Below are 25,325 nucleotides of genomic sequence, written 5' to 3'. Positions count from 1 at the left end.
AATGGATAGCGAATACAATCACGAAGCACTTCATATTGATGTGCATCAAGATTTAACCGATAGCCAAAAATCAGAAGTATTATTGGAAATGCTTCCGTGGCTTCAAGAATTTGCAGGCTCACTCGTTGTTATTAAATATGGCGGCAACGCCATGATTAACGATGAACTGCGTGCTGCTTTCGCTGAAGATATGGTATTTTTGCGTCAAGTTGGTTTGCATCCAGTTGTTGTGCATGGTGGAGGACCACAGATTAATCAGATGCTCACAACATTGGGTATTAAATCTGAATTCCGTGGTGGTTTACGTGTAACAGATGAACAAACCATGGATATTGTGCGCATGGTGCTTACTGGTAAAGTATCGCGTGAATTGGTGGGACTGATTAATTCTTACGGTTCATATGCAGTTGGACTCTCTGGAGAAGATGGTGGTCTTTTCTCAGCATGTAGACGCAGGCCTACGGTCAATGGGGAGCCTATAGATGTGGGATTAGTCGGAGATGTAGTTAGTGTAGATGCGCGTTCTGTAGAAGACCTCATTGCATCCAATCGCATTCCTGTTGTCTCCTCCGTGGCTCCTGATGAAGATGACGTTACTCAAGTGCTTAATATTAATGCAGATACTGCTGCCGCAGCTTTAGCCTGCGCCTTAGGAGCGAGCAAATTAGTTATTCTAACCGATGTAGAAGGTTTGTATTCTCGGTGGCCAGATCAATCATCGTTGGTCAGTCAGGTAGGTGTAGAAACTTTGCGTGAGATGTTACCTCAATTGGAATCGGGAATGCGGCCGAAAATGGAGGCTTGCATTCGAGCTATCGATGGTGGGGTAAACCAAGCTCATATTATTGATGGACGTAAGAAACATTCCATTCTCAACGAGATTTTTACTTCTGCAGGTATTGGCACCATGGTTGTTCGTGGTGAAGGTATGCATATGAGGAGTTTCCATGAGCACAAGTAATACATTATTAGAGTCGTATGCACAGCATCACATGAATGTTTTTGGAACACCTTTGCGTGTGCTTGACCACGGTGAAGGTTCCTATGTGTGGGATGTGGATGGTAAGAAATATCTTGATTTTCTTGCTGGCATCGCAGTCAACAGTGTGGGATACAGTCATCCAGCATGGGTTCAAGCTGTATCACAGCAAGCTGGTCGTATTGCCCATACGTCAAATTATTTTGCTACCGTTCCTCAAATTGAACTATCAGAAAAATTACTCGAGTTAGCCGATGCGCCTGCTGGGTCACGTGTATATTTTGCAAATTCTGGTACAGAAGGAAACGAAGCCGCATTAAAACTCATAAAGCTCCATGCAAACGCGCGTGGTCATGCAGATAATGCTCGTATTCTTGCGCTCACACATAGTTTCCATGGTCGAACTCTTGGTGCATTGAGTGTAACGTGGAAACCAGTTATTCGTGAACCATATAATCCACTTCTTCCTCATGTTGAATTTGTGGAAGCTGGCAATAAAGAAGCCCTGCAAGCTGCATTCGAGGCAGGTCCTGTTGCGGGCATTATTATGGAGCTTATTCAGGGCGAAGCTGGCGTGTTACCTGTAGGAACAGACTATGTGCAAGAAGCTCGTTGTTTATGTGACGAGCATAATGCTTTGCTTGTTATTGACGAAGTACAAACAGGTATGGGGCGCACAGGATATTGGTTTGCATTCCAAAATAAAGAGTTAAGCGGAGGAATACGTCCTGACGCCATAAGTTTTGCAAAAGGTGTAGCTGGTGGCTTCCCGATGGGAGGCCTCATAACTTTTGGACAGGAAGTTTCACAACTGTTCACTCCGGGTTCTCACGGCTCCACGTTTGCTGGAAATCCTTTAGCTACTGCCGCAGGGCTTGCTACAGTACGTATTGTAGAAGAAGAGCAATTGCTGAACAATGCACGCGAACGTGGTCAGCAGCTACGTGATGCCCTAGCACACAGTAAGAATCCATTATTCGTCGGTGTGCGAGGAGCTGGTTTGCTCAATGCCGTACAGCTAGCTTACCCATGTGCTCATGCGGCAGCATCGTGGGCTTTAGACCACGGTCTTATTGTGAATGCTGTATCTGAGAATGCTCTACGCATAGCTCCGCCTCTTAATATTACTGCAGAGCAGATTGAAGAAGGCGTTGAGATTCTCAATAGCATTCCATCGAATTTACCACGCGACTAACAGTCCATTCAGGCGAATTACTACATAAGAAAGAGAAAATGATGGCAGGAACATTACGTCATTTATTACGCGATGATGATTTAAATCATGACGAGCAGAAAACCATTCTTAAGCTTGGTTTAGCTTTCCGAAACAATCGCTATTTGTCTCGACCTTTCGAAGGTCCTCAGTCTGTAGCTGTGCTTTTTGATAAGCCAAGCACACGCACACGTTCAAGTTTTGCCACAGGAGTAGCAGAGCTGGGCGGATATCCACTGATTATCGATAAGGATGGATCACAGCTTGGACGTGGAGAGCCAGTAGCAGATACCTCCCGCGTGCTTACACGTATGACCTCTGCAATTGTGTGGCGCACATTCGGTCAAGATCGTATTGAAGAGATGGCGAAGTATGCAACTGTTCCTGTGGTTAACGCATTAACAGATGACTTCCATCCATGCCAGGTCTTAGCAGATTTGATGACTATTGCTCAGCATCAAGGTGGGGTTGATACTTTGCAAGGAAAAACCATTGCTTATCTCGGTGACGCAGCAAATAATATGTCTCACTCCTATGTGTTAGCTGGAGCAGTAGCAGGTATGCATGTGCGTGTAGCTGGACCTCAAGGATTCTTGCCACGTGCAGATATTCTCGCCGATGCTCAGCGTATTGCTGCAGAAAATGGTGGATCTATTCTGGTAACAACAGACCCTCGAGAAGCAGTGCACGATGCGGACTGTGTCTTTACCGATACGTGGGTATCTATGGGAGAAGAATCTGAATATCAACTGCGTTCCAAACCATTTGTTCCATACCAGGTTAATGATGAGCTTATGCAGTTAGCAAAACCAACAGCTCTTTTCCAACACTGCCTGCCAGCATACCGTGGTAAAGAAGTAACTGCTAGTGTTATCGATGGACCACAATCAGTGGTATGGGATGAGGCAGAAAATCGTTTGCACGCGCAAAAAGCAGTGCTCACATGGCTTATTGCTCAGCAGCGTGATGATGCGAGTCTTCTCGCTGGAATTGCTTAAATCAGCAGTGCTCATAAGTGTAGGTTGATAGTACAGAAAGTAATTACATAGTATGAATGAAGGTATTCCTACTACGCGCGCAGCACGTCTGCGCATAGTTGAGCGACTTATTACGCACAATATTATTGAGTCGCAGCAACAGCTCGTTCATTTATTGGCTCGTGAGGGTATTCAGGTGACGCAGGCAACACTGAGCCGCGATTTAGATGATCTCAAAGCCAGTAAAGTACGTTTACCATCGGGAGTTTTTGCTTATTCGGTAGCTTCTGATGATCAACATGCTACGGTGGGACCTCATTATATTGATGATGTTATGGCAGAAAAAGTACGCCAACGCATCGAACAGCAGTTAGCAAAAGTAATTAGCGGACTGATTACTGAAGTGGTGTGTGCGCAAAACCTTGTTGTTATTCACACGCCACCTGGAGCTGCGCAATATGTGGCAAGTGCAATCGACAAGCAACCACTCGACAATGTGGCGGGAACTATTGCCGGTGACGATACAGTAATGATGATTACCACCGATAATGAAGCTGCAGAAGAAAAGATGGATTGGCTTGTTTCCATAGCATCTGATGCTCGATAATTATCGCAACAGATAACATAAGACACAACTTCACGCGAGAGCCTTATAAAAGACATAGCTATACATACAATTAAAAACAGCACATGGTGATGTGACCGTATTAGAAAGGGTTGTAATGACTGACCAGAACCGTATTGTTCTTGCATATTCCGGAGGATTAGATACCTCTGTTGCTATTCCATATTTGAAAGATCGTACCGGAAAAGACGTTGTCGCTGTATCCCTAGATGTTGGTCAGGGTGGCGAGCGTCTCGAAACAATTCGTGAACGTGCTTTAGCGTGTGGCGCTGTGGAATCCTACATCGTAGATGCTCGTGATGAGTTTGCTAACGAATACTGCATGCGTGCTCTTAAAGCTAATGCTATGTATGAGGGTGTATACCCATTGGTATCAGCTATTTCTCGTCCTCTTATTACTAAGCATTTGGTGCGTGCTGCTCACCAGTTTGGTGCAGATACTATTGCGCATGGTTGCACGGGTAAGGGTAATGATCAGGTTCGTTTCGAAGTATCCATTCAGTCTATTGATCCAACCTTGGGTGCTATTAGCCCAATTCGCGATTTGTCTCTTACTCGCGACATCGAAATCCAGTATGCGAAGGATCATAATCTTCCAATCGAGCAGACTGAGAAGAGCCCATATTCTATCGATCAGAATGTGTGGGGTCGCGCTATTGAAACAGGTTATTTGGAAGACCCATGGAATGCTCCAACTAAGGATGTGTATTCTTACACTGACGATCCTGCATTCCCACCAGTAGCTGATGAAGTTACCATCGAATTCAAGCAGGGTGTTCCAGTGAAGATTGATGGCCGCGATGTAACCCCATTGCAGGCTATTGAAGAGATGAACCGCCGTGCAGGTGCTCAGGGTATTGGTCGCATCGATTTGATTGAAGACCGCTTAGTTGGTATTAAGTCCCGCGAATTATATGAAGCTCCAGGTGCGGTAGCTCTGATTGAAGCACATAATGAGTTGGAAAACTTCTGCTTGGAACGTGAACAGCACCGCATTAAGCGCGATATTGACAAACGTTGGGCAGAATTAGTATACGATGCTCAGTGGTTCTCTCCAGCAGTGAAGTCTTTGAACGCTTTCATTGACGATACTCAGCAGTATGTTTCTGGTGAAATTCGCATGGTTCTGCATGGCGGTCGCGCAGTAGTTGCGGGTCGTCGTTCTGAGTCCTCTTTGTATGACTACAATTTGGCAACTTACGAATCTGGTGATTCCTTCGATCAGAACGCATCCAACGGCTTCATTGAGATTTATGGTCTGCCAACTCGCGTTGCAGCAGCTCGTGATGTGAAGTTTGGTAATGCTGTAGAAGTGCCAAACAATACTGTGGCATAAGCTGTTGCCTGAAGAATAGTTTTCGTCTAAGGATTGTTCATACGTACAGCATGAGCAATCCTTAGTTTGACTGTAAGACGTATACATAAGTGAGGGAAGATATGGCAGAAACAACGCAGGTTACTCACGATGATGGCATCGCTTTATGGGGTGGCAGATTTACCTCTGGTCCATCTGAAGCTTTAGCACGTTTGAGTAAATCCACACAATTTGATTGGCGTTTAGCTGATGACGATATCGCTGGTTCACGTGCTCATGCGCGTGCTTTAGGTCGTGCCGGACATTTAACAGCCGACGAGCTAGAGCGTATGGAAGCTGCTTTAGATGAGCTGCAACGCCAGGTAGATACGCAAGAATTTGTTCCTCAAGAGAGTGACGAAGACGAAGCAACAGCTTTGGAACGCGGTCTGCTTGCTATTGCAGGCGATGAATTGGGTGGAAAATTGCGTGCTGGTCGTTCCCGTAACGATCAGATTGCAACACTAATTCGCATGTGGTTGCGCCGCCAAGCGAGATTCATATCTCGCGATGTGCTTGATTTGGTGCGTGCTCTTATTGAACAGTCTCAAAAGGCTGGACAAGCTGTTATGCCTGGTCGCACACATATGCAGCATGCACAGCCAGTTCTTGTATCTCACCAGCTCATGGCTCACGCATGGCCACTGTTGCGTGATGTGCAACGTTTAGTAGATTGGGATAAACGCGCTAACTTCTCGCCATACGGTTCTGGAGCTTTAGCAGGTAATACTCTCGGTCTAGATCCTCACGCAGTAGCTGTAGAGCTAGGCTTTAGCGATGTTACAGAAAACTCTATTGATGGCACATCATCGCGCGATGTTGTGGCTGAGTTCTCCTTCGTAGCAGCCATGATTGGTGTAGATATTTCACGCCTTTCCGAGGAAATCATTATCTGGAATACTCAGGAGTTCGCTTTTGTTCGTTTGCATGATGCTTACTCCACAGGCTCATCAATTATGCCTCAGAAGAAAAATCCAGACATCGCAGAATTGGCTCGTGGTAAAGCTGGTCGTGTTATCGGTGATTTAACTGGACTCTTAGCCACTTTAAAGGGACTCCCAACTGCCTACGCACGCGATTTACAGGAAGACAAGGAAGCAGTATTCGATCAGGTGGATACTTTGAGCGTCTTATTACCAGCCTTCACCGGTATGGTAGCTACCATGACTTTCAATTTTACCCGCATGGAAGAAGAAGCTCCAACAGGTTTTGCCTTAGCAACAGATATTGCTGAATGGTTAGTGAAGCAAAAAGTCCCATTCCGTAATGCACACGAGCTGTCTGGCGAGTGCGTGCGTATTGCTGAAGAACGCGGTGTAGAGCTATGGGATTTGAGCGATGAGGATTACTGCGGCATTTTCCAAAACTTCTTGAGTGCAGATGTAGCTCCAGGTGTGCGTGAAGTTTTATCTACACAAGGCAGCGTGAATGCTCGAGCAGGTCAGGGTGGCACCGCCTTCGACAGAGTAAGCGAGCAAATAGAAACAGGACGTGTAGCAGTAGATGCGCTTCAACAGTTTGCTGATTCTACGAGCGATGGCAGTGCTTTTAAAGCTCCAGGAAGCATCTAAAGTTCCTTCTCCATCATAAGGACGTTATCTTAGCACAACAGCACTTCGAGGTGGCGTCCTTTTGCTATGCTGACACTGTCGGGAGCTTAACAGCTGAGAGGAAGTGCTCGCTTCGACCGCACTTGATCTGGATAATGCCAGCGAAAGGGAATACATTGATGAACACACCACAGAATAACTGCAGCATCGCCATCCAAGTTTTGCCAATGAAAGTTGCAGATTACCTACCAGATATTGATCGCGTCATTTACTATCTACAAGATCGTTTTCCGCAGGCACGCGTTACTCCTTTCGAAACAGTGATTGAAGGAGAGTACGAGGAATGCATGGATGCTTTACATCAGTGCGCGTTAATTGCTGCACAAAACGGTAGTGATGATATTATCGTGAACGCTAAAATTGCGTATGGTCAAATTCTAAGTAGCGAAGAAAAAACCTCGAAATTCGAAAAATAAGACAATTAATCGACAACTAATCGTATACGCCAAACCTCACAACTCGCGTTCATAATAACATTGAGTTGCGGGGTTTTACATATGCTAAAAGTCTGGCTTTTATGGGAGACTAGAGGGTACGGTTTTACGCCGTTTATGGAACAAAGCAATAGCGTTTTCAGCGTTGGCTATGATGTGGAGGATTATTTTCCAATGGCTCAGGTAAGGACCTACAAGGAAGCTGGCTTTAACACGCTCCTTGAAGAACTGGAATGGCGTGGTTTAATTAACCAGTCAACAGATCGCGAACAACTCGCAGAAGCACTCAATTCCGAGCCAATCACATATTATTGCGGTTTTGACCCTACAGCAGCCTCCATTCATATTGGCAACCTCGTTCAGGTTCTTATGATGCGTCACTTGCAAGAAGCAGGTCATCATCCTATTGCCTTAGTAGGAGGTGCTACTGGTCTTATTGGCGATCCTCGTCAAAGTGGCGAACGTGTTTTGAATTCAAAAGAAATCGTGGCCACATGGACTGAACGTTTACGCAACCAAATCTCACGTTTCCTTGTTACTGATGGAGACAATCCTGTGCGTTTTGTGTCGAATTACGACTGGACTGCACAGATGAATGTTATTGATTTTTTGCGTGATGTAGGTAAGAACTTCCGTTTGGGAACTATGCTCGCCAAAGATACCGTGGCACGCCGTTTGAACTCCGAGGAAGGTATTTCCTTCACTGAGTTTAGCTACCAGGTGCTTCAAGGTAATGACTTCTTATACTTATACGATAACTTCGACGTCACTTTGCAGACCGGCGGAGCTGATCAGTGGGGTAACCTCACCTCTGGCTTAGATTTGATTCGTAAAGTACGTGGCGAATCTGTTCATGTGCTCACTAGCCCAATCATTACAGATTCTCAGGGTAAGAAGTTTGGTAAATCTGAAGGTGGAGCTATCTGGTTAGATGCCAGCATGTTCAGCCCATACAAGTTCTATCAGTTCTGGTTCAACCAGCCAGATACTGAGGTTATTAAGCTGTTAAAGTTCTTTACTTTCCTTCCTAAAGAAGAGATTGAACGTCTCGAACAGGAAGTAGAAAGCAATCCAGGCGCTCGCGAAGCACAGCGTACGTTGGCTTGGGAAGTAACCAGTTTTGTGCATGGAGATAAAGCAGCTCAAGGCGCTATTGACGCTTCTGCAGCACTCTTTGGTCGTGGAGAACTGACTGACTTAGATGAAGATACCCTAGAAGCTGCTTTAGAAGGCGTGAAGATTGACGGTGAAGACGGTCAGAAGATTTTTGCTTCAGCTCAGCCGGGTATGCGCGTGGTAGAAGCTGGGGTAGCGAGCGGATTGTTCAAATCAATTTCTGAAGCACGTAAAACTATTGCTGGTGGTGGCGTTTACGTCAATAATCAGCGAGTAGAAGATCCTGAAGCTGTATTAAGCAGCGAGGATTTCCTCTTTAATCGTTTCGCCCTCGTACGTCGAGGCAAGAAGGCACTTGGAGCAGTGGAGGCTCAATAAATATGGCAGAAAATCAGTCTAGTCGTCGTTCAGGTGGCAAGGGCTCTCACGGCTCACAGCGCTCATTTGGAGGCGGTTCACGTCGTTCTAACTCTCATGGTTCACGCCCGCAATCGGGTGGACGTCGTTTTAATGACGGCAAGAATTCTTCTCGTCGCGGTGGTCAGCAACGCTTTAATTCCGACCGTCGTCGTGAAGATGGTGAAGAGCGTCGTTTCGATAAAAAGAATAGCAATGGTGAACGTCGCGGTTCATGGCGTGATGACCGTCGCAATAATAATCGTCGTGATGAGCGTAACCCTCGTTACAATCGCTCAGAGAACGCAGCAGAGGGTCGTGCAGACAGTCGTTCAGATCGTCGTAAAGGTTTCAGCAATCAGCGAGGAAATCATCAGGGACGCCCATCTTCGGCAAACTACGATAAGCCTCGCAAGAATTCTGACGGCACTTTAAGCTTCCCATCGCAAAATCCATATACAGATCGTCGCTCAGGTGAGCCTAAGATGCCAAAGGGTTTGGAATGGTCCATGCTCTCCACAGATGAAAAGGAACGTTTACGCGGTCTGTCGAAAGAACATGCAGAAAATATTGGTTTGCATATTTTGGCGGCATACGCTTTGGAAGAAGACGATCCTCAGGCAGCTATGGAGCACGCAAAGTGGGTGGCACGTCAAGCATCTCGTGTAGATGTGAGCCGCGAAACTTTAGCCTTTGTAGCCTATCGTCAAGGTGACTACAAGTTGGCTTTGCGCGAGTTCCGCACAGCATTCCGTATGAACGGATATGGTGATTATTTGCCATTTATGGCAGACTGCGAACGCGGTTTGGGCAATCCTCAAAAGGCTGTAGACATCGCATTGTCTGATGACGCAAAGTATCTGCAGGGCGAGGCTAAAGCTGAACTTTTCCTTGTTTATGCGGGTGCTTTAGCAGATCTAGATTTATTCGATAAAGCGGTAGAAATTGTGCACACTATTGCTCATGCCCAAGGTGTGGGAGGAGCATACCGTATGCGCGCTGTGCAAGCGGAACAGAACTTCTTAGAGCTTGCAGGACGCACTCAGGAAGCAGAAAAGCTTAACGATTTGCTCGATCGTTTGGAAGCTCAGTATGCCGATAACGAAGAGATAGATGAAGATGATGTTTTCGTTGATAACGATTTAGAAGTTATTGATGAAGATATGCTTGCTGGCTTGGGTATTGACCCTCGCGAGATGGCTGATTATCTCGACAGTGTTCAGCCTGACGAGCCAGAAGAAAGCGAGCCAGAAGAAACCGCTGAAAAAGAAGCTACTGACGAAACCGAGAACGAGGAGTAACACGTGAACTATCCCACCACAATCAAGGGGTGTAACCAACCGTTAGCAGCACAATATTCATTGGCTCTACTTGATTTGGATGGGGTGGTGTATCGCGGTGCTCATCCTGTAGAGCATGCTGCCGAAGGTATTGACTCTGCTGCGCGATTAGGTATGCATATTGCGTATACAACGAATAATCCATCACGCTACCCAGACGTGGTAGCAGAACAGATTAGTAGTTTTGGTGTTGATGCTCACGGCAGTGATGTTATTACGTCAGCTATGGTGAGTGCGGCAATGTTGAAGGAGAAGCTGCAGCCAGGTGCACGTGTCCTGGTTGTGGGTAAAGATCATCTTAAAACCGAGCTTACTCAGGCTGGTCTCGTTGTAGTTGATTGTGCTGCAGATAATCCTGATGCTGTTATTCAGTCGTGGTTCCCGGAAATTAGCTGGCAGCATCTGTCTCAGGCAGCCTATGCTATACAGCATGGTGCTCGCTATTTCGTAACGAATCGCGATATGACTATTCCGCGCGAAGAAGGTATTGCTCCAGGAAACGGTGCTTTGCAGCTTCCTGTTATTGCCGCCACTAACCAAGAACCTGAGGCTTCTGCTGGCAAGCCTGAAGCGGCTATGTATCATCAAGCACGTCATCTGTTCAGCCCAACCGAACAGATGGTAGAAACTGAAGACTGTTTACCAGTAGGTGATCGTTTAGATACGGATATTGAAGCGGCAAATCGCGGTGGCTACGACAGTGCAGTAGTGCTCACTGGAGTAGCGGATGCTGGGCAGATTATGACTGCTCGTGCGATTGAACGTCCAACATATATCTGTGCTGATTTACTCGGTTTGAGCCTTGCTCAGCCAGACGTGAAACGAGAGAATAGTCAGTTTATCTGCCGTGATGCTCGCGCTTGGATTGATGGTAATACTGTGCATATGGATGCATCTAACACGAGTCTTGATGGTTTGCGTGCTGCAGCAAGCGCTGCATGGGCAGCTGTAGATGAGGGATTGTGCGCTCTAGAAGACCTGCATCTGCCATTCTTCGCTTCGAATCTTCACGAAAACTAGGACTCATAATGAGCTACGCGCCCTTAGCACCCGCTGAAGATGCTGATTTTGAGCAGGTTATTGAGTACTATACGCAGGTTCTCGATGATTTACACGCACAATTAGACGAACAGTAATTCATATCATGGGTCAACGTTTAGATAAAGAGCTGGTAGACAGGGCTTTAGCGCCCACACGTAACCGAGCGCAGCAACTGATAGCATCGGGAGCTGTGCTGGTCAATGGTAGCGCGGACAAAGTAAAAGCATCACTGTCTGTAAGCGCGAACGACCGTATCGAGCTGAGCGATACTGTACGTTCTAGCGGCATGTATGTGTCACGAGGAGCAATCAAGCTTGTTGATGCTCTCGATACTTTTATTCCTCAAGGACTTCCTGCTCCACGCGGGAAAAAATGCTTAGATATTGGAGCATCTACAGGAGGCTTTACTCAAGTTCTGCTCGATAAAGGCGCCCAACAGGTTATTGCTTTGGACGTAGGACATGGTCAACTCGATCCGCTTATTGCGAACGATAATCGAGTGATTGAAATGAGTGGCGTTAATATTCGCGACGTGTATCTGGATGATTTAGAGTATAGTCCGCGTTTTATTGTCTCCGATGTCTCGTTTATTTCTCTCACCTACGTTATTCCTATTATTGAGCGCATAACGCATTCGGGCGCTCATGCTGTTGTGCTTGTTAAACCACAGTTTGAAGTTGGGCCGCACAAGCTGGGTAAAGGAGGTATTGTAACGAACACTCAATACCGTCAAGAAGCTATTGAAACTGTTCAAGAGTGCGCTGTGAACCATCATTTTACTGTGCGTGCTATTACGCCATCGACGATTACGGGCACGCATGGCAATCAAGAATACATACTGTGGATAACGCGCATATAAAATAATCGTGGCATGAGTGCACGCTAGAATAGTGAATCGCACGTGACAATCAGGAGGTAGCTATGAGCAAGGAAGCAGGTCAACAGCACACAGCAGTGGTGGTTACTCATGCAGCTCTACGCAATGATGCTACGGTAAATACAGCGATTAATCAGCTACAACATTTAGGTTTTTCAGTTATTGTTCGTGACGATATTCCTGATACACAGTACTTTGGTAATCATGCCACTCCAGTCAGCGATGATGTGGAAATAGTAGTGGTTCTTGGCGGTGACGGTACGATTTTGCGCGCAGCTGAACTGGTGAAAGGCACACATGTTCCGATTGTGGGTATTAATACTGGTCATGTGGGTTTCTTAGCTGAGTTTGAAAGTTTCGAGCTGGCAACTGCTATGGAAAAAATTGCGCAGCGTGATTACACCATCGAAGAGCGTATGATTGCAGCCGTAGAACTCTATTTGCCAGGTCGCGAAGAGATTTTATGCGATTGGGCTTTGAACGACATGATTTTAGAGCATGAAGATCGCGCGCGCATGGTAGAAGTGGGCATTAGTGTTGATGATGTTGCTACAAGTTCCTTCGGTTGCGATGGCGTGATTGTTTCAACACCAACAGGTTCAACTGCTTATGCTTTCTCTGCTGGCGGCCCGGTTATTTGGCCAGATGTTCAAGCTTTAGAATTAACACCTATTGCCGCGCATGCTCTGTTTACGCATCCTTTGATTATTGGATCGACCTCCACCTTCGATATTCGAGTACTTGAATCATCTAGTTGCGAGGGATGGATTTGCTGCGATGGTCGCCGCCAATGCGTGGTTCCGCGCGGCGCGCATGTGCGTATTCGTCAGTCTTCAAGTGTGTTGCGTTTAGCGCATTTAAGCGGCACTTTATTTACTGACCGTTTGGTACGTAAATTTGACTTACCCGTTAAAGGATGGCGTGAAACATCTTTGGAAAAGAAGGGGTACACGAAGTAGTGCTCGAAGAACTTGAAATTCACTCATTAGGTCCAATAACCAGCGCTCATATTGATGTGCACCCGGGAATGAACGCCATTACGGGTGAAACTGGCGCAGGTAAATCTATGCTTCTCAATGCTGTGGAGCTTATTTCTGGCGCTCCTGCTCAAGCTTCACGTGTCCGTCCTGATGCAGACCGCGCTTGGGTTCAAGCTATTTTTGATGTTACTGGAAATAACGAGGTCGAAGAGCAAGCGCAATCTGCAGGAAGCGACTGCGTTGATAATCAGCTTTTTATTAACCGCACAGTACCGTGCACTGGACGGTCTCGAGCTGTTCTCAACGGTCATAGCGTGCCGCGAACCGTTCTATCGGATATTAGCGAGCAATTGGTTACTATCCACGGACAATCCGAACAGCTCAAAATTGCTAGCACCTCAAAACAGCGTGACTTTCTCGACACTTATGCAGATAATATCGAGCAACGTGAGGAATATAGTCAAGCTTTTCGCGCCTATACCGAGTTAAAGAGCAAACTGGAGCGTGTGCATAACGAGCAGACGCAGTCCATTGCTCGTATCGATTATTTACGCGAATCTATAGCGCGCATAGAGGAAGTTCATCCGCAGGTAGGGGAGGATGAAGAACTTAAAGCTCGTCGCGATGTTATTGAACATTCTGCTGAAATTATTGCTGCTTATGGTACTGCTTTGCAGGCTTTAGAAGGTTCTGGAGACGATGCCAGCGGACAGTCGGTTCTCGATCTGATTGCTCGTGCAACGCACGCCTTACAGAGTCTTGACCATATTGATCAAGCAGCAGAGTTGAGTGAGCGTTTGGAAAATGCTTCGGATGAACTTCAGGATATCGTTTTTACTTTATCTCGTAGCGATACCGAGGATTTGAATCCTGCTGAACTCGATGCAATCAATGAGCGTATTCACGATATTGATGAGCTTCTGAAAAGATGGGGACCAGATATTGCGCATGTCTTGGAGTGGAAAGAAAAAGCGCAGTTCGAGCTTGAAGATTTAGATGCTTCTCCAGAGAAAATTGCTCAGCTAGAAGAGGAACTGAAAGAAGCCTACACGGTCAGCGTGAAAAAAGCGGCTGTGCTTACACAAACTCGAACCCAAGCTGCTGAAGAATTATCGCGAACCGTGACGAGCGAACTGACTTCCTTAGCTATGGAAGGTTCGGTTCTTCAGATTAGCGTGAGCGCACGCAACGATATTGACGCATATGGTGCAGATAATATTGTTTTTGAGTTTATTCCTTTCCCTGGTTCACCAGCTCTTCCTGTGGGCAAAAGCGCGTCTGGTGGTGAGCTGAGCCGTTTAATGTTGGCGTTAGAATTAGCTGCTTTTGAGAAAAAGCATGACGCTCGCGATAGCCGAGCTGCTGGTACTGTGCCGACACTGATTTTTGATGAGATTGATGCTGGCGTGGGCGGTGTTGCTGCTGCACAGTTAGGACAGCGTTTAGCTGTTCTGGCTCAGGGAGCGCAGATTATTGTGGTTACCCATTTACCGCAGGTTGCTGCATGGGCAGATCAACAGTTTGTTGTAGAAAAAGAGAAAACGAGTGATTCGGCTTCTACAACAGTTACGGCGGTTACAGGAGATGACCGTGTTCGTGAGATTGCTCGTATGCTTGCAGGATCTCAATCCAATACATCTCTAGAGCACGCGCAAGAACTATTAGAGCAGAGCACTTTGTAGGGCTTGTGTAGGATTGGATTCAAGCGTTCGTAACGAATCTGACCTGAAATGAGAGCACAGCGTATTGAGTAGTTTATACCTCATACTCAGCCATGCACTCATTAAAATGGTTCTTTGATTTTTTGAATACGCGAGATCTGTTGTGTTAAGGTCTGCATGTTTTTGCTGTATTGAGTGCAGTTATGTTTTGATGTAAATGGTAAAGCTTTTACCAGCTCTATTTTTGGCTTGAGATTACTGTATCTGCTACATTTAAGTTCAGCTGTAATAGATACAACAGCAATGAGTACATGACACGTCTTTCAGCCAGTAAAAAGGCTCCTGGGATTTTAGCGGGGTTTTAGGTTGCAGGTGTGTGATTAGCAGCTGTTTTGCACAATCAGGCTTCACACTGCGTTCAATTCGGAGAGCTATTGCTCTGACGCATTCTGCTTAACCGATTCATACATCTGTTATGCCAGTTTTGACGCGGAAAAATGGCGTCAAAAGTGGCATATCGGTTGCGCGTATCGATTTTACTCATAAAAATAACCACATTCGCATCGGGGCAATGTCTTAACACTTGACAGCCGGAGGAATCAAATGGAACCTACTAAACAACATCTTCTGCTCAACCCCGCTAAAAACTGAAGAGCCGCTAAAAATCCCATGAATCACTGAAGAGTTTTCCGAGATAATAATTGAGGATGACAGTTCAAAGTAGACTGTCATCCTCAATTATGGTGGCGTTAGAAGTTTATGCTGCGAAACGAGCTGCCATAGTCTTCACATACTCAGGCATATCGCTAACATCAATCTCGTCGGTAAAACGTGGAGACTGACCTTCCAAAGAACGCAAATTCTCTGGAATAGGCATGCCGCTGAAATCGCGAAGGGCATCCATGCAAGCAAAATCGCTGTCTGGAGTATCTTGTCCTAATGCTTCGAGTACCGCACGTGGGAACTTATATGGGCTAGCAGTAGACAAAATAACGCGAGGAGCAGTTGGAGTACCCTCAGTTGTGCCAAGCACATGGTAAGCGCAAGCAGTATGAGGATCGATCACATACTCATTATCTTGCCAGCATTCAGCAATAGCAGTGCGTACTTGATCTTCATCTGCCCAACCGCAGTCAAAGACCTCACGAATCTTCGTCATAATATCAGCAGGAACTTCATAACGACCTGTTGTAGCCAAATCATTCATCAAACGAGAAATTAACTCGGTATCTCCATCGCTGAAGTAGTAAAGCATGCGCTCCAAATTAGAAGAAATCAAAATATCCATACTTGGAGAAATTGTCGTGAAGAAATCACGGTTACGGTCGTATACGCCCGTCGTCAAAAAGTCATACAAAACGTTGTTCTTATCGCTGGCCACGACTAACTTGCCAACAGGCAAGCCCAATCGCTTAGCGTAATAACCCGCCAAAATATCGCCAAAATTGCCCGTAGGTACAATAAAATCAACCCCGTCTCCAAAGTTAATTTCCTGAGTAAAGAGCAGCTGAGCATAAGCGGTAAAGTAATACACAACCTGAGGAACCAAGCGACCAACATTAATCGAGTTCGCGCTCGACAAGCGGGTACCAGCGGTTTCTGCTAACTCAGTAGCAAGCTGTGCATCGCCGAAAATAGTCTTCACTCCACTTTGCGCATCGTCAAAGTTACCGCGCACAGCAACCACACCCACATTAGAGCCGGTCTGAGTAACCATCTGCAAACGCTGAACTTCGCTAACCTGACCTGCCGGATAAAAGACCACAATGCCAGTGGAATCAACATCCGCAAAGCCTTCCAATGCAGCTTTGCCCGTGTCACCACTCGTGGCAGTCAAAATCAGCACACGATTAGCTTGCTCCTGTGCCTCTTCCTGAGACTGTGCATCAGCCAGCGAACCCGTGGTATGAGCCATAAAACGAGGCAAAATCTGTAAAGCAACATCTTTAAAAGCGGAAGTTGGACCGTGGAAAAGCTCAAGCACGTAGTCCATGCCCAGAGACTTCAAAGGAGTAATATCTTCGTCCTTAAAGTTTGAGCCATATGCACCTTCAATGCAGGAGAGCAGTTCCTCGCGCGTAAAATCAGGAAGCAAAGCGTTTAAAACTTCTAAAGCAATCTCCTGATAGCTTTTTCCAGGAAGAGACTCTACATCGACACGAGTAGATCCTAAGGAATCGTTAACGAATAAACCACCGTCATCGGCAATACCTTGACGAATGGCCTGCTTAGCGGTCACCTGAATAGCTGTGCTGCGAGTGCTGTGAAAAAGTTCCACGATTTGCCTTTCACTCTAAGTGTCTATGTGTCTACGTGACTATGTGTCTACGTTTATTCTCGGTCGTTCACGCGATTACTTTTAATCTAGTCGATTACTTTTAATCTCGTCATTTTCCCTTAGTCTTCTTAATATTGCCACTTGAATGAGCTCTTAGAAGAATTATAAGAATAATGTCTCAATTTTACCGTGAGTACTGCCCTCAATGTGCCAGCCATTGCATACAATGAGACTATGACTGACACTTTTGAATCTGCAGCTGACTCGCAGGCTGGTTCTCGCGCTGACTTTAGCTCGAGCGGAACCGACGAAAATCTTGTAGCTGGGAACGCCCAAACCCAAACTGCCGCAGACCAAACCCAGCGCGCCGTCCAAGACCTGGCAACCCGCGCCCGAAAAGCGCAACGCGCCCTCGACACCATGACCACACATCAGAAAAACACAGTGCTGGCAGCAGTGTGTGATGCATTAGATGCCCAAGCCGAGCGTATTGAGCAGGCAAACGCCTTAGATATGCAAGCGGCTCGAGCAGAGGGCATGAGCGAAGGTTTGCTCGATCGTCTGCTCTTTAATGCTCAGCGTGTGCATGCCAGTGTGGAAGGTTTGCGCACAGTTATTGCTTTGCCGGATCCTGTGGGCGAGGTTGTGCATGGCATAACTATGGAAAACGGTATGCGTTTAGTGCAGTCGCGCGTACCTATGGGTGTTGTGGGTATGATTTATGAGGCTCGTCCAAATGTAACAGTGGACGTGATTGGCTTGTGTCTTAAGTCAGGCAATGCTGTTATTGTGCGTGGCGGTCATGCGGCAGAGCGTACGAATGCTGCCACTATTGCCATTGTGCAAGAAGTGTTGGAAGAACAGGGAATTAGTGCAGATGCTGTCAGTTCTGTAGATTCTTATGGTCGTGAAGGCGCTCAGGATCTTATGAAGGCGCGTGGCTATGTGGATTTGCTGGTGCCTCGCGGTAGTACTGGTCTGATTCAATATGTGTCGAATAACGCTACTGTTCCTGTGATTGAAACGGGCGCTGGCAATGTGCATATTTATATAGATTCCAGTGCTGATTTTGCTAAGGCATTGCCTATTTTGGTCAATGCTAAAACGCAGCGAGTGGGCGTGTGCAATGCTGCTGAAAAACTTCTTGTGCATGCTGACGTAGCCGCTGATTTCTTACCTGCCGCCGCCCAGGTTTTGAAAGAGTTTAATGTGAGTTTGCGTGCAGACCAACGTGCCTTTGAGATTTTAACTGCTGCCGGCTATGAAGCACAGCATGCCACCGATGAAGATTGGGATACAGAGTACTTAGACTATATACTCGGCATTCACGTGGTCGATAGTGTGCAGGAAGCTGTGGCGCATATTAACGCTCATTCGACCGGACATACTGAAGCTATTATGAGCGAAGATTATTCTATTATTGAGCAGTTTACACGCACTGTAAATTCTGCTGTGATTATGGTCAATGCCTCCACGCGCTTTACCGATGGAGGAATGTTTGGATTCGGCGCCGAATTGGGGATTTCCACGCAGAAAATGCATGTGCGCGGCCCAATGGGATTGAAAGAATTAACAACTACTCATTGGGTAGGTTACGGCACAGGACAGGTGCGTGCATAATGACTCTGAACGAGAAAACTCAGGCAAACGATATGCTAGCGAGCGCGGATATTCTTATTGTGGCTGAGCAGGAGAACCCTCGCACCCTGCTGCGTGTAGCTTCTGAACGTTTAAGTACTGTGCGTTACGTTTTCGTTGTAGCTATTGAAGATGGTATTGCTGGGGTAGAGGAGCGTAGTGCTTTGGAATATTCCGATGCAGTGCTCATTGGCTGGCCAGATAATGATGCAAACGATGTGCAAGATGCTCAGAATATAGAGAACGTAGCAGAACTGGTTATGGAGCTGGAAAAGCGCATCGTCGTTTTCCGCGAAGCAGAACTTAACGGTGATGCAGCGCGTATGGCGGATACACTTATTCATATCAGCGAATACGTTGCGCGTGTACGCAAAGCGTATCAACCAGACTTCCTGTTGCCAACGTACGCAGAAATCCGCCGTTATGTGCAACGTCAGTGGGATGAAGAAGAGCAGTTACGCGCGGACGAAGAGGCTGCTGATAACGCGAACAGCAGCGAAAACAGCAATAATCAAGCTGAAACAGACGCTACTAACGGCACTGAAAAGAAATAATATATAAGGATTATCCTCTCTATGACATCTACGACCGAAAAGACTGAAAAAGTTCATACGGTGGATACTGCAGACATGCGATCTATGTCTCAAATTACGTCTCGATTAAATGATCCGTCTCGCTTAGCTCTTAAAAAGAGGTCAAAGCGCGGACGTATCCATGAACATCCTCGTGTGGGCATTATGGGTGGCACTTTTGATCCTATTCATAACGGTCACTTGGTTGCTGCTTCAGAGGTTGCGTGGGTATACGATTTAGATGAAGTTATTTTCGTTCCAACAGGGCGTCCTGTTTTCAAACAAAATAAAGTGGTAACTAACCCAGAAGATCGTTACCTGATGACGGTTATTGCCACGGCATCTAACCCTAGCTTTACTGTTTCGCGTGTAGATATTGATCGTCCAGGTATTACCTATACCATTGATACTTTGCGCGATATTCGAACTATGCGTCCTGATGCTGAGCTTTTCTTTATTACTGGTGCGGACGCATTGGCAGAAATTATGAAGTGGAAAGATGCTGACGACATGTGGTCTTTGGCACATTTCGTAGGAGTAACGCGCCCTGGATACGCTATGGATACGAATAGTTTAAATGTTCCCGATGGTGTTGTGGACGTGATTGAAATTCCTGCTTTGGCTATTTCTTCTACAGATATTCGCCGTCGGTCTAGCCGTGGAGAGCCAGTGTGGTATTTGGTACCAGATGGCGTGGTGCAATATATTACGAAACACGGTTTGTATTTATCTCAAGCGCAGGAGAGCGTTTAGGAGATTACGCAGGAGAGCGCTAAAACTTACGAGCGTTCTAAGAGCAGATATAACGAGCTTATACAGTCTTGCCGCCCTAGAGGAACGCATACTTCTCCACGTGTTCCTAACGTGTTCTTAACGTGTTCATCTGAGCTTGTGTTCACCCATTTTCATCGTGTTTTCAACGCAAAACTCGAGTACTCTCAAGTGTCAATATTGGCGGTTACCATAAAAGCAATGTTGTCCATCAATTGGTTGGAGTTACTGTGAGCGCAGTCCTCGAAGGCAAGCCTGATAAGAATCTCATTTTGGTAACGGGTCGTTCCCACCCTAAATTGGCCAAAGATGTAGCAGAAGAACTTGGTGTTGATGTTCTCGAAACTACGCAATACGACTTTGCCAATGGTGAAATGTATATTCGCTATACGCAATCTGTTCGTGGCGCAGATGTTTTCGTTCTGCAAACTGCAACACAACCAACGAACAAGTTTATTATGGAGCATCTTATTATGATTGATGCTCTTAAGCGTGCTTCTGCAAATTCCATTACTGCAGTATGCCCATTGATGCCTTATTCTCGTCAGGATAAGAAGCATCAGGGTCGTGAACCTATTTCTTCACGTCTCGTTTTCGATCTTTTGCACACAGCAGGTGCAGATCGCATTATGTCTGTGGATTTGCATGCAGCACAGTCTCAGGGTTTCTTCGATGGTCCTGTAGATCATCTTCAGGCCATGCCTGTTCTGGTTGATTATGTGCGCGACTGCCTCGATTTATCTAATGTTGCTGTGGTCTCTCCAGATGCAGGTCGTATTAAGGTAGCTGAGCAGTGGGCACAGCGCCTGGGTGGCGCACCATTGTCCTTCGTGCACAAGACTCGCGATATTACTCGTCCAAATCATGCTGTGGCTAACCGCGTAGTGGGTGAGGTTGAAGGCAAGGATTGCGTGCTTGTAGACGATTTGATTGATACTGGCGGCACTATTGCTGAAGCTTGCCATGTGATTATGAACGCAGGAGCAAAGTCTGTAACTGTTGTGGCAACACACGGTGTGCTTTCTGATCCTGCTGTAGAGCGTTTGAAGAACTGCGGTGCACGTGAAGTAGTTATTACTAATACTGTTCCTGTTCCTCAGGAAAAGCGTTGGGATGGCTTAACTGTTTTAAGTATTGCGCCACTTTTGGCTTCTGGTATTCGAGCGGTATTCGAAGATACCTCTATGGCGAATGTGTTTAATAATTATCCAACACATCACCAGGGTCAGTTCCAGTTCGGCTAAAGACGTATGACGGCTAGAGAGGTTGTGCGTAGCGTTTGTGCTTTAGAGATTGTGCAACACGCTTCATGCTCACAGCGCAACCTCGAAACCGTTTTAACGCGCTAAAACGCTTAAAAACCGCTAAAATTAAATACTTCCACGAGAATTTCGACATGTGTGTTACAGAAGTTTCTATCCTGTGGTACAGTTCTCTAGTGGATATTCCCCCATGGTGTAATGGCAGCACACGGGTCTTTGGAACCCTTAGTCTTGGTTCGAATCCAGGTGGGGGAGCTGCTGGGAAGCCGGCGTCCAGCGTGGTCTGCGACGTCGGCTTTTTTATATAAATAACAATAGAAAGGTCGTGTACAGTGACTGTACAAATCAATACATGGCTCACAGACATGGATGGTGTGCTTGTTCACGAACAACGTGCATTGCCGGGTGCAGCCGATTTTATTAAGACATTGCGCGATAACGATCGCAATTTCTTGGTGCTCACCAATAATCCTATGTATACTCCTCGTGACTTGTCTGCACGTTTGAAGTTGTCGGGCATTGAAATTCCAGAAGAAAATATTTGGACTTCCGCTTTAGCAACCGCACAGTTTGTTTCGCAGACTATTCCTCGCGGTTCGGCATATGTGATTGGCGAGGCAGGCTTGACGACCGCTTTGCATGAGGCAGGCTACATTTTGTCTGATCGCAACCCGGATTACGTGATTTTGGGTGAGACGCGCAACTACTCGTTTGAAGCAATTACGACTGCTATCCGTTTGATCTTGGATGGCGCACGCTTCATTTGCACGAATCCAGATAATGCTGGTCCAAGCGACCAGGGTATTTTGCCATCCACAGGTGCGGTTGCGGCGTTGATTACGAATGTAACAGGTCGCGAACCATACTTCATTGGTAAGCCAAACCCAATTATGTTCCGTACCGCTTTGAACCGCGTAGGTGGCCACTCTGCCAACACTGCAATGATTGGTGATCGCATGGATACCGACGTTATTGCAGGTGTAGAAGCTGGTTTGCATACCTTCCTTACCCTCACCGGTGTAACACAGAAGGATCAGGTGGAGGATTATCCATTCCGCCCAAGCCACGTGGTTAACTCCATCGCAGATCTTATTCCTATCGCAGAGTCTGGCGTTGTAGAAGAAGTAGAAGAGTAGGATTCACACAGAATGAGTATTACAGCAGCAGTCGTATTAGCCGCCGGTGAAGGCACTCGTATGAAGTCAGCCACGCCGAAAGTATTGCATGCTTTAGCAGGAAAAACTTTCTTACAGCGCGTCATGCTGGCAGTTCAAGCTACCCAACCATCATCGATTGCTGTTGTAGTGCGCCATCAAGCTCAAAAAGTTGCCGAAGCAGCGCTCACCTATAATCAGAACGCCGTTATCGTGCAGCAGGATGAGCTTCCTGGAACCGGTCGCGCCGTGCAGTGCGCGATGAACGAGTTGCGAGACAACGGGGCAGATAAGGGCACAATCCTTATTACAGCAGGCGATATGCCAATGCTGGACGGTAACACTTTGACCTCTTTAGTGCGCGAACATGAAAAAAGTGAAAACGTTGCTACTATTTTGAGCTGCGTTTTGGATAATCCGTTCGGTTATGGACGTATTATTCGTGACTCTGCTGGCGGATTCATTCGTATCGTTGAGCAGAAAGATGGTTCTGAGAAAGAGCTTGCTGTTCATGAGGTTAATACCTCTGTTTACGCTTTCGATGCTCAAGTTTTAGCGCAGTCCATCGAAAAGCTCAAGTCATCAAATGCTCAGCAAGAGTTCTATTTAACAGATGCCTTAGCGTATGCGCGCGAAATGGGTACGGTCGGTATTGTTACTGTTGATAATCCTTTGCGCGTTGAAGGCGTAAACGACCGTGTGCAATTATCGAAGTTAGCGAAAGCGCATAATCAAGAAGTTTGTGAGTATTGGATGCGTCAGGGCGTATCTATTCTCGATCCGGATACTACATGGATTGAGGATGACGTGCAGTTAGAAGCTGATGCTGTTATTTTGCCAGGTTCTTATCTGCAAGGTAATACTCGCGTAGCCGCTCATGCAGTAATTGGCCCAGATACAACGCTGATTAATGCTGCTATTGAGCGTGGTGCCACTGTTGAGCGTTCTCGCATCGAGAAGACTCATATCGGCGAGGAAGCAACGATTGGCCCATGGACGTATTTGCGTCCAGGTAATGAGCTTGCAGCACATACGAAGGCGGGTGCTTTTGTGGAAATGAAGAATGCTCATATTGATGAAGGTACGAAGGTTCCACATTTGAGCTATGTGGGCGATGCTCATGTGGCGCATCACACCAATATTGGTGGTGGCACTATTACCGCGAACTACGATGGTGTGCATAAGCATCATACTGAGATTGGCGCGCATGTGCATGTGGGTGCGGGCAATATGTTTGTTGCTCCAGTAACGGTGGGCGATAACGTAACGACTGGCTCGGGTTCGGTTGTGCGCCACGACGTGCCAGCAGATGCCATGGTGTATTCCGAAAATACTCAACATACAGTAGAAAATTGGAAACCACAGTGGGAACGCGACGAAAAGTCGTCAAAATAAACTAAAGGATAACACGTGACAGCTTTTAAAGAATCTATTGACGCAGCACGAATTGCTGCCGCTGGTGCAGACGAGATGAAGGGCGCAGATATTGTCGCCTTCGACGTATCTGAAACTTTAGGCTTAACAGATATTTTTCTGATTGCTACTGGCTCTTCACCTCGCCACGTGCTGTCTATTGCTGAGGAAGTAGAAAAGCAGATGCACCTGCAGTTGAGTACTAACCCTCGTGAACGCGAAGGCTTGGATGAAGGCCAGTGGGTGCTGCTTGATTTTGGTGATATCGTGGTGCACGTGATGGATCAGGATTCGCGTGACTTCTACGATTTGGAACGCTTGTGGAGCCAGTGCCCACGCATCGATCTGCAGCTTCCTGAGCACGTGGATACAGAAGACGCAGAGTAGAGCGAGTTTTATGACGTCTGCAAAAGAATCCGCGCTGAACGATATTACGGCTAGCTCGCAGGGTTTTGCACATCACGCACGCTTTGTGACGCTTGTTCGTCACGGCCGCACGCAGTATAACGCTGAGCACCGCTTGCAAGGTCAGATTGATATTCCTCTTGACGAGATTGGTCGCTGGCAGGTTGCGCGCACTGCAGAAGATTTGCGTTCTCTCTACGTTGATTCTCAGCCAGAGCGCAAACAGTTAGTTGTGGCCTCCACGTTGGGTCGCGCTCAGGAAACTGCGCACGCTTTTGCCGATACGCTCGGTTTGGATGTGCATGTTGATGAGCGTGTGCAGGAGCGCAATTTTGGCGAGCTTGAGGGCATGCCTGTTTCTGAGATGAAGGAGCGTTGGCCGCAAGATTTCGAAAGCTGGCGCAACTTTGGAAATGGTGAGCTCAACCATGGGGCAGAGCCTAAAGATGTTGTGGGTGCTCGTGGCGCGCAAGCAGTAAACGAGTGGGCGCATCGCGTTGATTCCGATACTGAGCTTTTTGTGTTTTCGCATGGCGCGTGGATTAACCAGACCGTGAACACGCTGATGGGGTGGAGCGATTTTCACGATGATTTCGCGGATCTCGTGAGCATGTCTAACGGTTTTTGGACGCGTCTGATGCTTTTCGATATGCCTGATGGTAGCGAACGCTACCGTTTGATTGATTACGCGCATGGTCCGGTCGCTGCTTATCGCGGGGATTGGAATAATCCGCAGATTTAGGCTTTTGCTTGCATGACACAGGTTGGTTGCACTTTTTCGCACCTTTGTGTATAGTGTAAAAGGCTTTGGGGCTATGGCGCAGCTGGTAGCGCATCTGCATGGCATGCAGGGGGTCACGGGTTCGAATCCCGTTAGCTCCACAAAATAACAGCGCTTTCCCTTGAAATAAAGGGGAAGCGATGTTTCTTTTTTCTCGACGTCATGAGAATTTCTAGAGTTTTGTCTTGTTCGTTTTGATAACCTAAAGCTAGGTCTGTGTGGACTAGCTTTAAGAGAAACTGGTTCTACGCGGAATGTATTTTCTCTACGAGGTATAGAGGAGGAGAGGAAGATGAAAATCCGTAGGATGATTATATCTGCGGTGCTTGCGGTGGCTATGTTTGCTCCGTTGGGTACTGCTGTGGCTGTCTCTGCTGAGTCGGATACGTCGGCGGTAACGACTGAACAGACAGATAAAGACAAGAAACAGGATACGTCTACTGGGTCT

Annotated in this window: 22 protein-coding genes and 2 tRNA genes; 23 read left to right on the top strand and 1 reads right to left on the bottom strand. The window is 46.8% G+C overall.

Annotated elements, in window-relative coordinates; all coding sequences use genetic code 11:
• Position 1 precedes the first annotated feature (1 nt).
• The 13 genes from argB (at position 2) to recN (ending at position 14,624) form a co-directional block, all read left to right on the top strand.
• Positions 2-961 (top strand): acetylglutamate kinase, encoded by a 960-nt coding sequence (gene argB / locus G464_RS0101915; protein ID WP_022856515.1) that lies wholly within the window; start codon positions 2-4, stop codon positions 959-961.
• Entirely contained in the window at positions 948-2,174 is a 1,227-nt protein-coding gene (locus G464_RS0101910) for an acetylornithine transaminase (protein WP_022856514.1), read from the top strand. Before argB ends, G464_RS0101910 begins: the two co-directional genes overlap by 14 nt.
• Positions 2,175-2,215: 41 nt before the next feature.
• Complete coding sequence (gene argF, locus G464_RS0101905) at positions 2,216-3,190, top strand: ornithine carbamoyltransferase (protein WP_022856513.1); 975 nt, start codon at positions 2,216-2,218, stop codon at positions 3,188-3,190.
• A gap of 52 nt (positions 3,191-3,242) precedes the next feature.
• Positions 3,243-3,776, top strand: coding sequence for an arginine repressor (locus G464_RS0101900; RefSeq protein WP_022856512.1), 534 nt, complete (start codon positions 3,243-3,245; stop codon positions 3,774-3,776).
• Positions 3,777-3,891: 115 nt separating this feature from the next.
• Positions 3,892-5,130 carry an argininosuccinate synthase gene (locus G464_RS0101895; RefSeq protein ID WP_022856511.1) on the top strand — a complete coding sequence of 413 codons (1,239 nt, stop codon included), beginning with the start codon at positions 3,892-3,894 and terminating at the stop codon, positions 5,128-5,130.
• Between the two features lie 101 nt (positions 5,131-5,231).
• Positions 5,232-6,719, top strand: coding sequence for an argininosuccinate lyase (gene argH, locus G464_RS0101890; RefSeq protein WP_022856510.1), 1,488 nt, complete (start codon positions 5,232-5,234; stop codon positions 6,717-6,719).
• A 158-nt stretch (positions 6,720-6,877) separates the two neighbouring features.
• Positions 6,878-7,174 carry a thiamine-binding protein gene (locus tag G464_RS0101885; protein ID WP_022856509.1) on the top strand — a complete coding sequence of 99 codons (297 nt, stop codon included), beginning with the start codon at positions 6,878-6,880 and terminating at the stop codon, positions 7,172-7,174.
• A 192-nt stretch (positions 7,175-7,366) separates the two neighbouring features.
• Positions 7,367-8,686, top strand: a complete 1,320-nt coding sequence (tyrS, locus tag G464_RS0101880) for a tyrosine--tRNA ligase (RefSeq protein WP_026472532.1) — start codon at positions 7,367-7,369, stop codon at positions 8,684-8,686.
• Positions 8,687-8,688: 2 nt separating this feature from the next.
• Positions 8,689-10,005 carry a tetratricopeptide repeat protein gene (locus tag G464_RS08520; protein WP_022856507.1) on the top strand — a complete coding sequence of 439 codons (1,317 nt, stop codon included), beginning with the start codon at positions 8,689-8,691 and terminating at the stop codon, positions 10,003-10,005.
• A 3-nt stretch (positions 10,006-10,008) separates the two neighbouring features.
• Positions 10,009-11,064, top strand: coding sequence for an HAD-IIA family hydrolase (locus G464_RS0101870; protein ID WP_022856506.1), 1,056 nt, complete (start codon positions 10,009-10,011; stop codon positions 11,062-11,064).
• A 124-nt stretch (positions 11,065-11,188) separates the two neighbouring features.
• A complete protein-coding gene (locus G464_RS0101860; RefSeq protein ID WP_022856504.1) occupies positions 11,189-11,944 on the top strand; it encodes a TlyA family RNA methyltransferase in 756 nt (251 codons plus the stop codon).
• A 62-nt stretch (positions 11,945-12,006) separates the two neighbouring features.
• Positions 12,007-12,921 carry an NAD kinase gene (locus G464_RS0101855; RefSeq protein WP_021618031.1) on the top strand — a complete coding sequence of 305 codons (915 nt, stop codon included), beginning with the start codon at positions 12,007-12,009 and terminating at the stop codon, positions 12,919-12,921.
• Positions 12,921-14,624 (top strand): DNA repair protein RecN, encoded by a 1,704-nt coding sequence (gene recN, locus G464_RS0101850; RefSeq protein WP_021618032.1) that lies wholly within the window; start codon positions 12,921-12,923, stop codon positions 14,622-14,624. The genes G464_RS0101855 and recN overlap by 1 nt, the downstream gene beginning before the upstream one ends.
• A gap of 736 nt (positions 14,625-15,360) precedes the next feature.
• Here the strand turns inward: recN and thrC are convergent.
• A complete protein-coding gene (gene thrC, locus G464_RS0101845) occupies positions 15,361-16,884 on the bottom strand; it encodes a threonine synthase (RefSeq protein ID WP_208853774.1) in 1,524 nt (507 codons plus the stop codon).
• Positions 16,885-17,115: 231 nt separating this feature from the next.
• Between thrC and G464_RS0101840 the strand changes: the two genes are divergently transcribed.
• From G464_RS0101840 to G464_RS0101795, 10 genes are all read left to right on the top strand, one after another.
• Entirely contained in the window at positions 17,116-18,501 is a 1,386-nt protein-coding gene (locus G464_RS0101840) for a glutamate-5-semialdehyde dehydrogenase (RefSeq protein WP_022856502.1), read from the top strand.
• A 32-nt stretch (positions 18,502-18,533) separates the two neighbouring features.
• The gene (locus G464_RS08515; RefSeq protein ID WP_080651123.1) at positions 18,534-19,073 is read left to right on the top strand and encodes a hypothetical protein; all 540 of its coding nucleotides are present in this window, start codon (positions 18,534-18,536) and stop codon (positions 19,071-19,073) included.
• Positions 19,074-19,157: 84 nt separating this feature from the next.
• Positions 19,158-19,844 (top strand): nicotinate-nucleotide adenylyltransferase, encoded by a 687-nt coding sequence (nadD, locus tag G464_RS0101830; RefSeq protein ID WP_375712269.1) that lies wholly within the window; start codon positions 19,158-19,160, stop codon positions 19,842-19,844.
• Between the two features lie 248 nt (positions 19,845-20,092).
• A complete protein-coding gene (locus tag G464_RS0101825; RefSeq protein ID WP_021618037.1) occupies positions 20,093-21,106 on the top strand; it encodes a ribose-phosphate diphosphokinase in 1,014 nt (337 codons plus the stop codon).
• A 202-nt stretch (positions 21,107-21,308) separates the two neighbouring features.
• Positions 21,309-21,379, top strand: a tRNA-Gln gene (locus G464_RS0101820).
• 77 nt (positions 21,380-21,456) lie between these two features.
• On the top strand, positions 21,457-22,260 hold the full coding sequence (locus G464_RS0101815; RefSeq protein ID WP_022856499.1) for an HAD-IIA family hydrolase: 804 nt from the start codon (positions 21,457-21,459) through the stop codon (positions 22,258-22,260).
• Positions 22,261-22,272: 12 nt separating this feature from the next.
• Complete coding sequence (gene glmU / locus G464_RS0101810) at positions 22,273-23,673, top strand: bifunctional UDP-N-acetylglucosamine diphosphorylase/glucosamine-1-phosphate N-acetyltransferase GlmU (protein ID WP_022856498.1); 1,401 nt, start codon at positions 22,273-22,275, stop codon at positions 23,671-23,673.
• 15 nt (positions 23,674-23,688) lie between these two features.
• Positions 23,689-24,078: a ribosome silencing factor gene (gene rsfS / locus G464_RS0101805; RefSeq protein WP_022856497.1), complete on the top strand. Its 390-nt coding sequence runs from the start codon at positions 23,689-23,691 to the stop codon at positions 24,076-24,078.
• Between the two features lie 10 nt (positions 24,079-24,088).
• Positions 24,089-24,838 carry a histidine phosphatase family protein gene (locus G464_RS0101800; RefSeq protein WP_022856496.1) on the top strand — a complete coding sequence of 250 codons (750 nt, stop codon included), beginning with the start codon at positions 24,089-24,091 and terminating at the stop codon, positions 24,836-24,838.
• A gap of 67 nt (positions 24,839-24,905) precedes the next feature.
• Positions 24,906-24,978 (top strand) — tRNA-Ala (locus G464_RS0101795).
• Positions 24,979-25,325: the final 347 nt, after the last annotated feature.

Source organism: Alloscardovia omnicolens DSM 21503 (assembly GCF_000420505.1).
Classification (GTDB): Bacteria; Actinomycetota; Actinomycetes; order Actinomycetales; family Bifidobacteriaceae; genus Alloscardovia; species Alloscardovia omnicolens.
The sequence above is the reverse complement of the archived record's forward strand: the minus strand, read 5'-3'. Positions and strand labels throughout refer to the sequence as shown.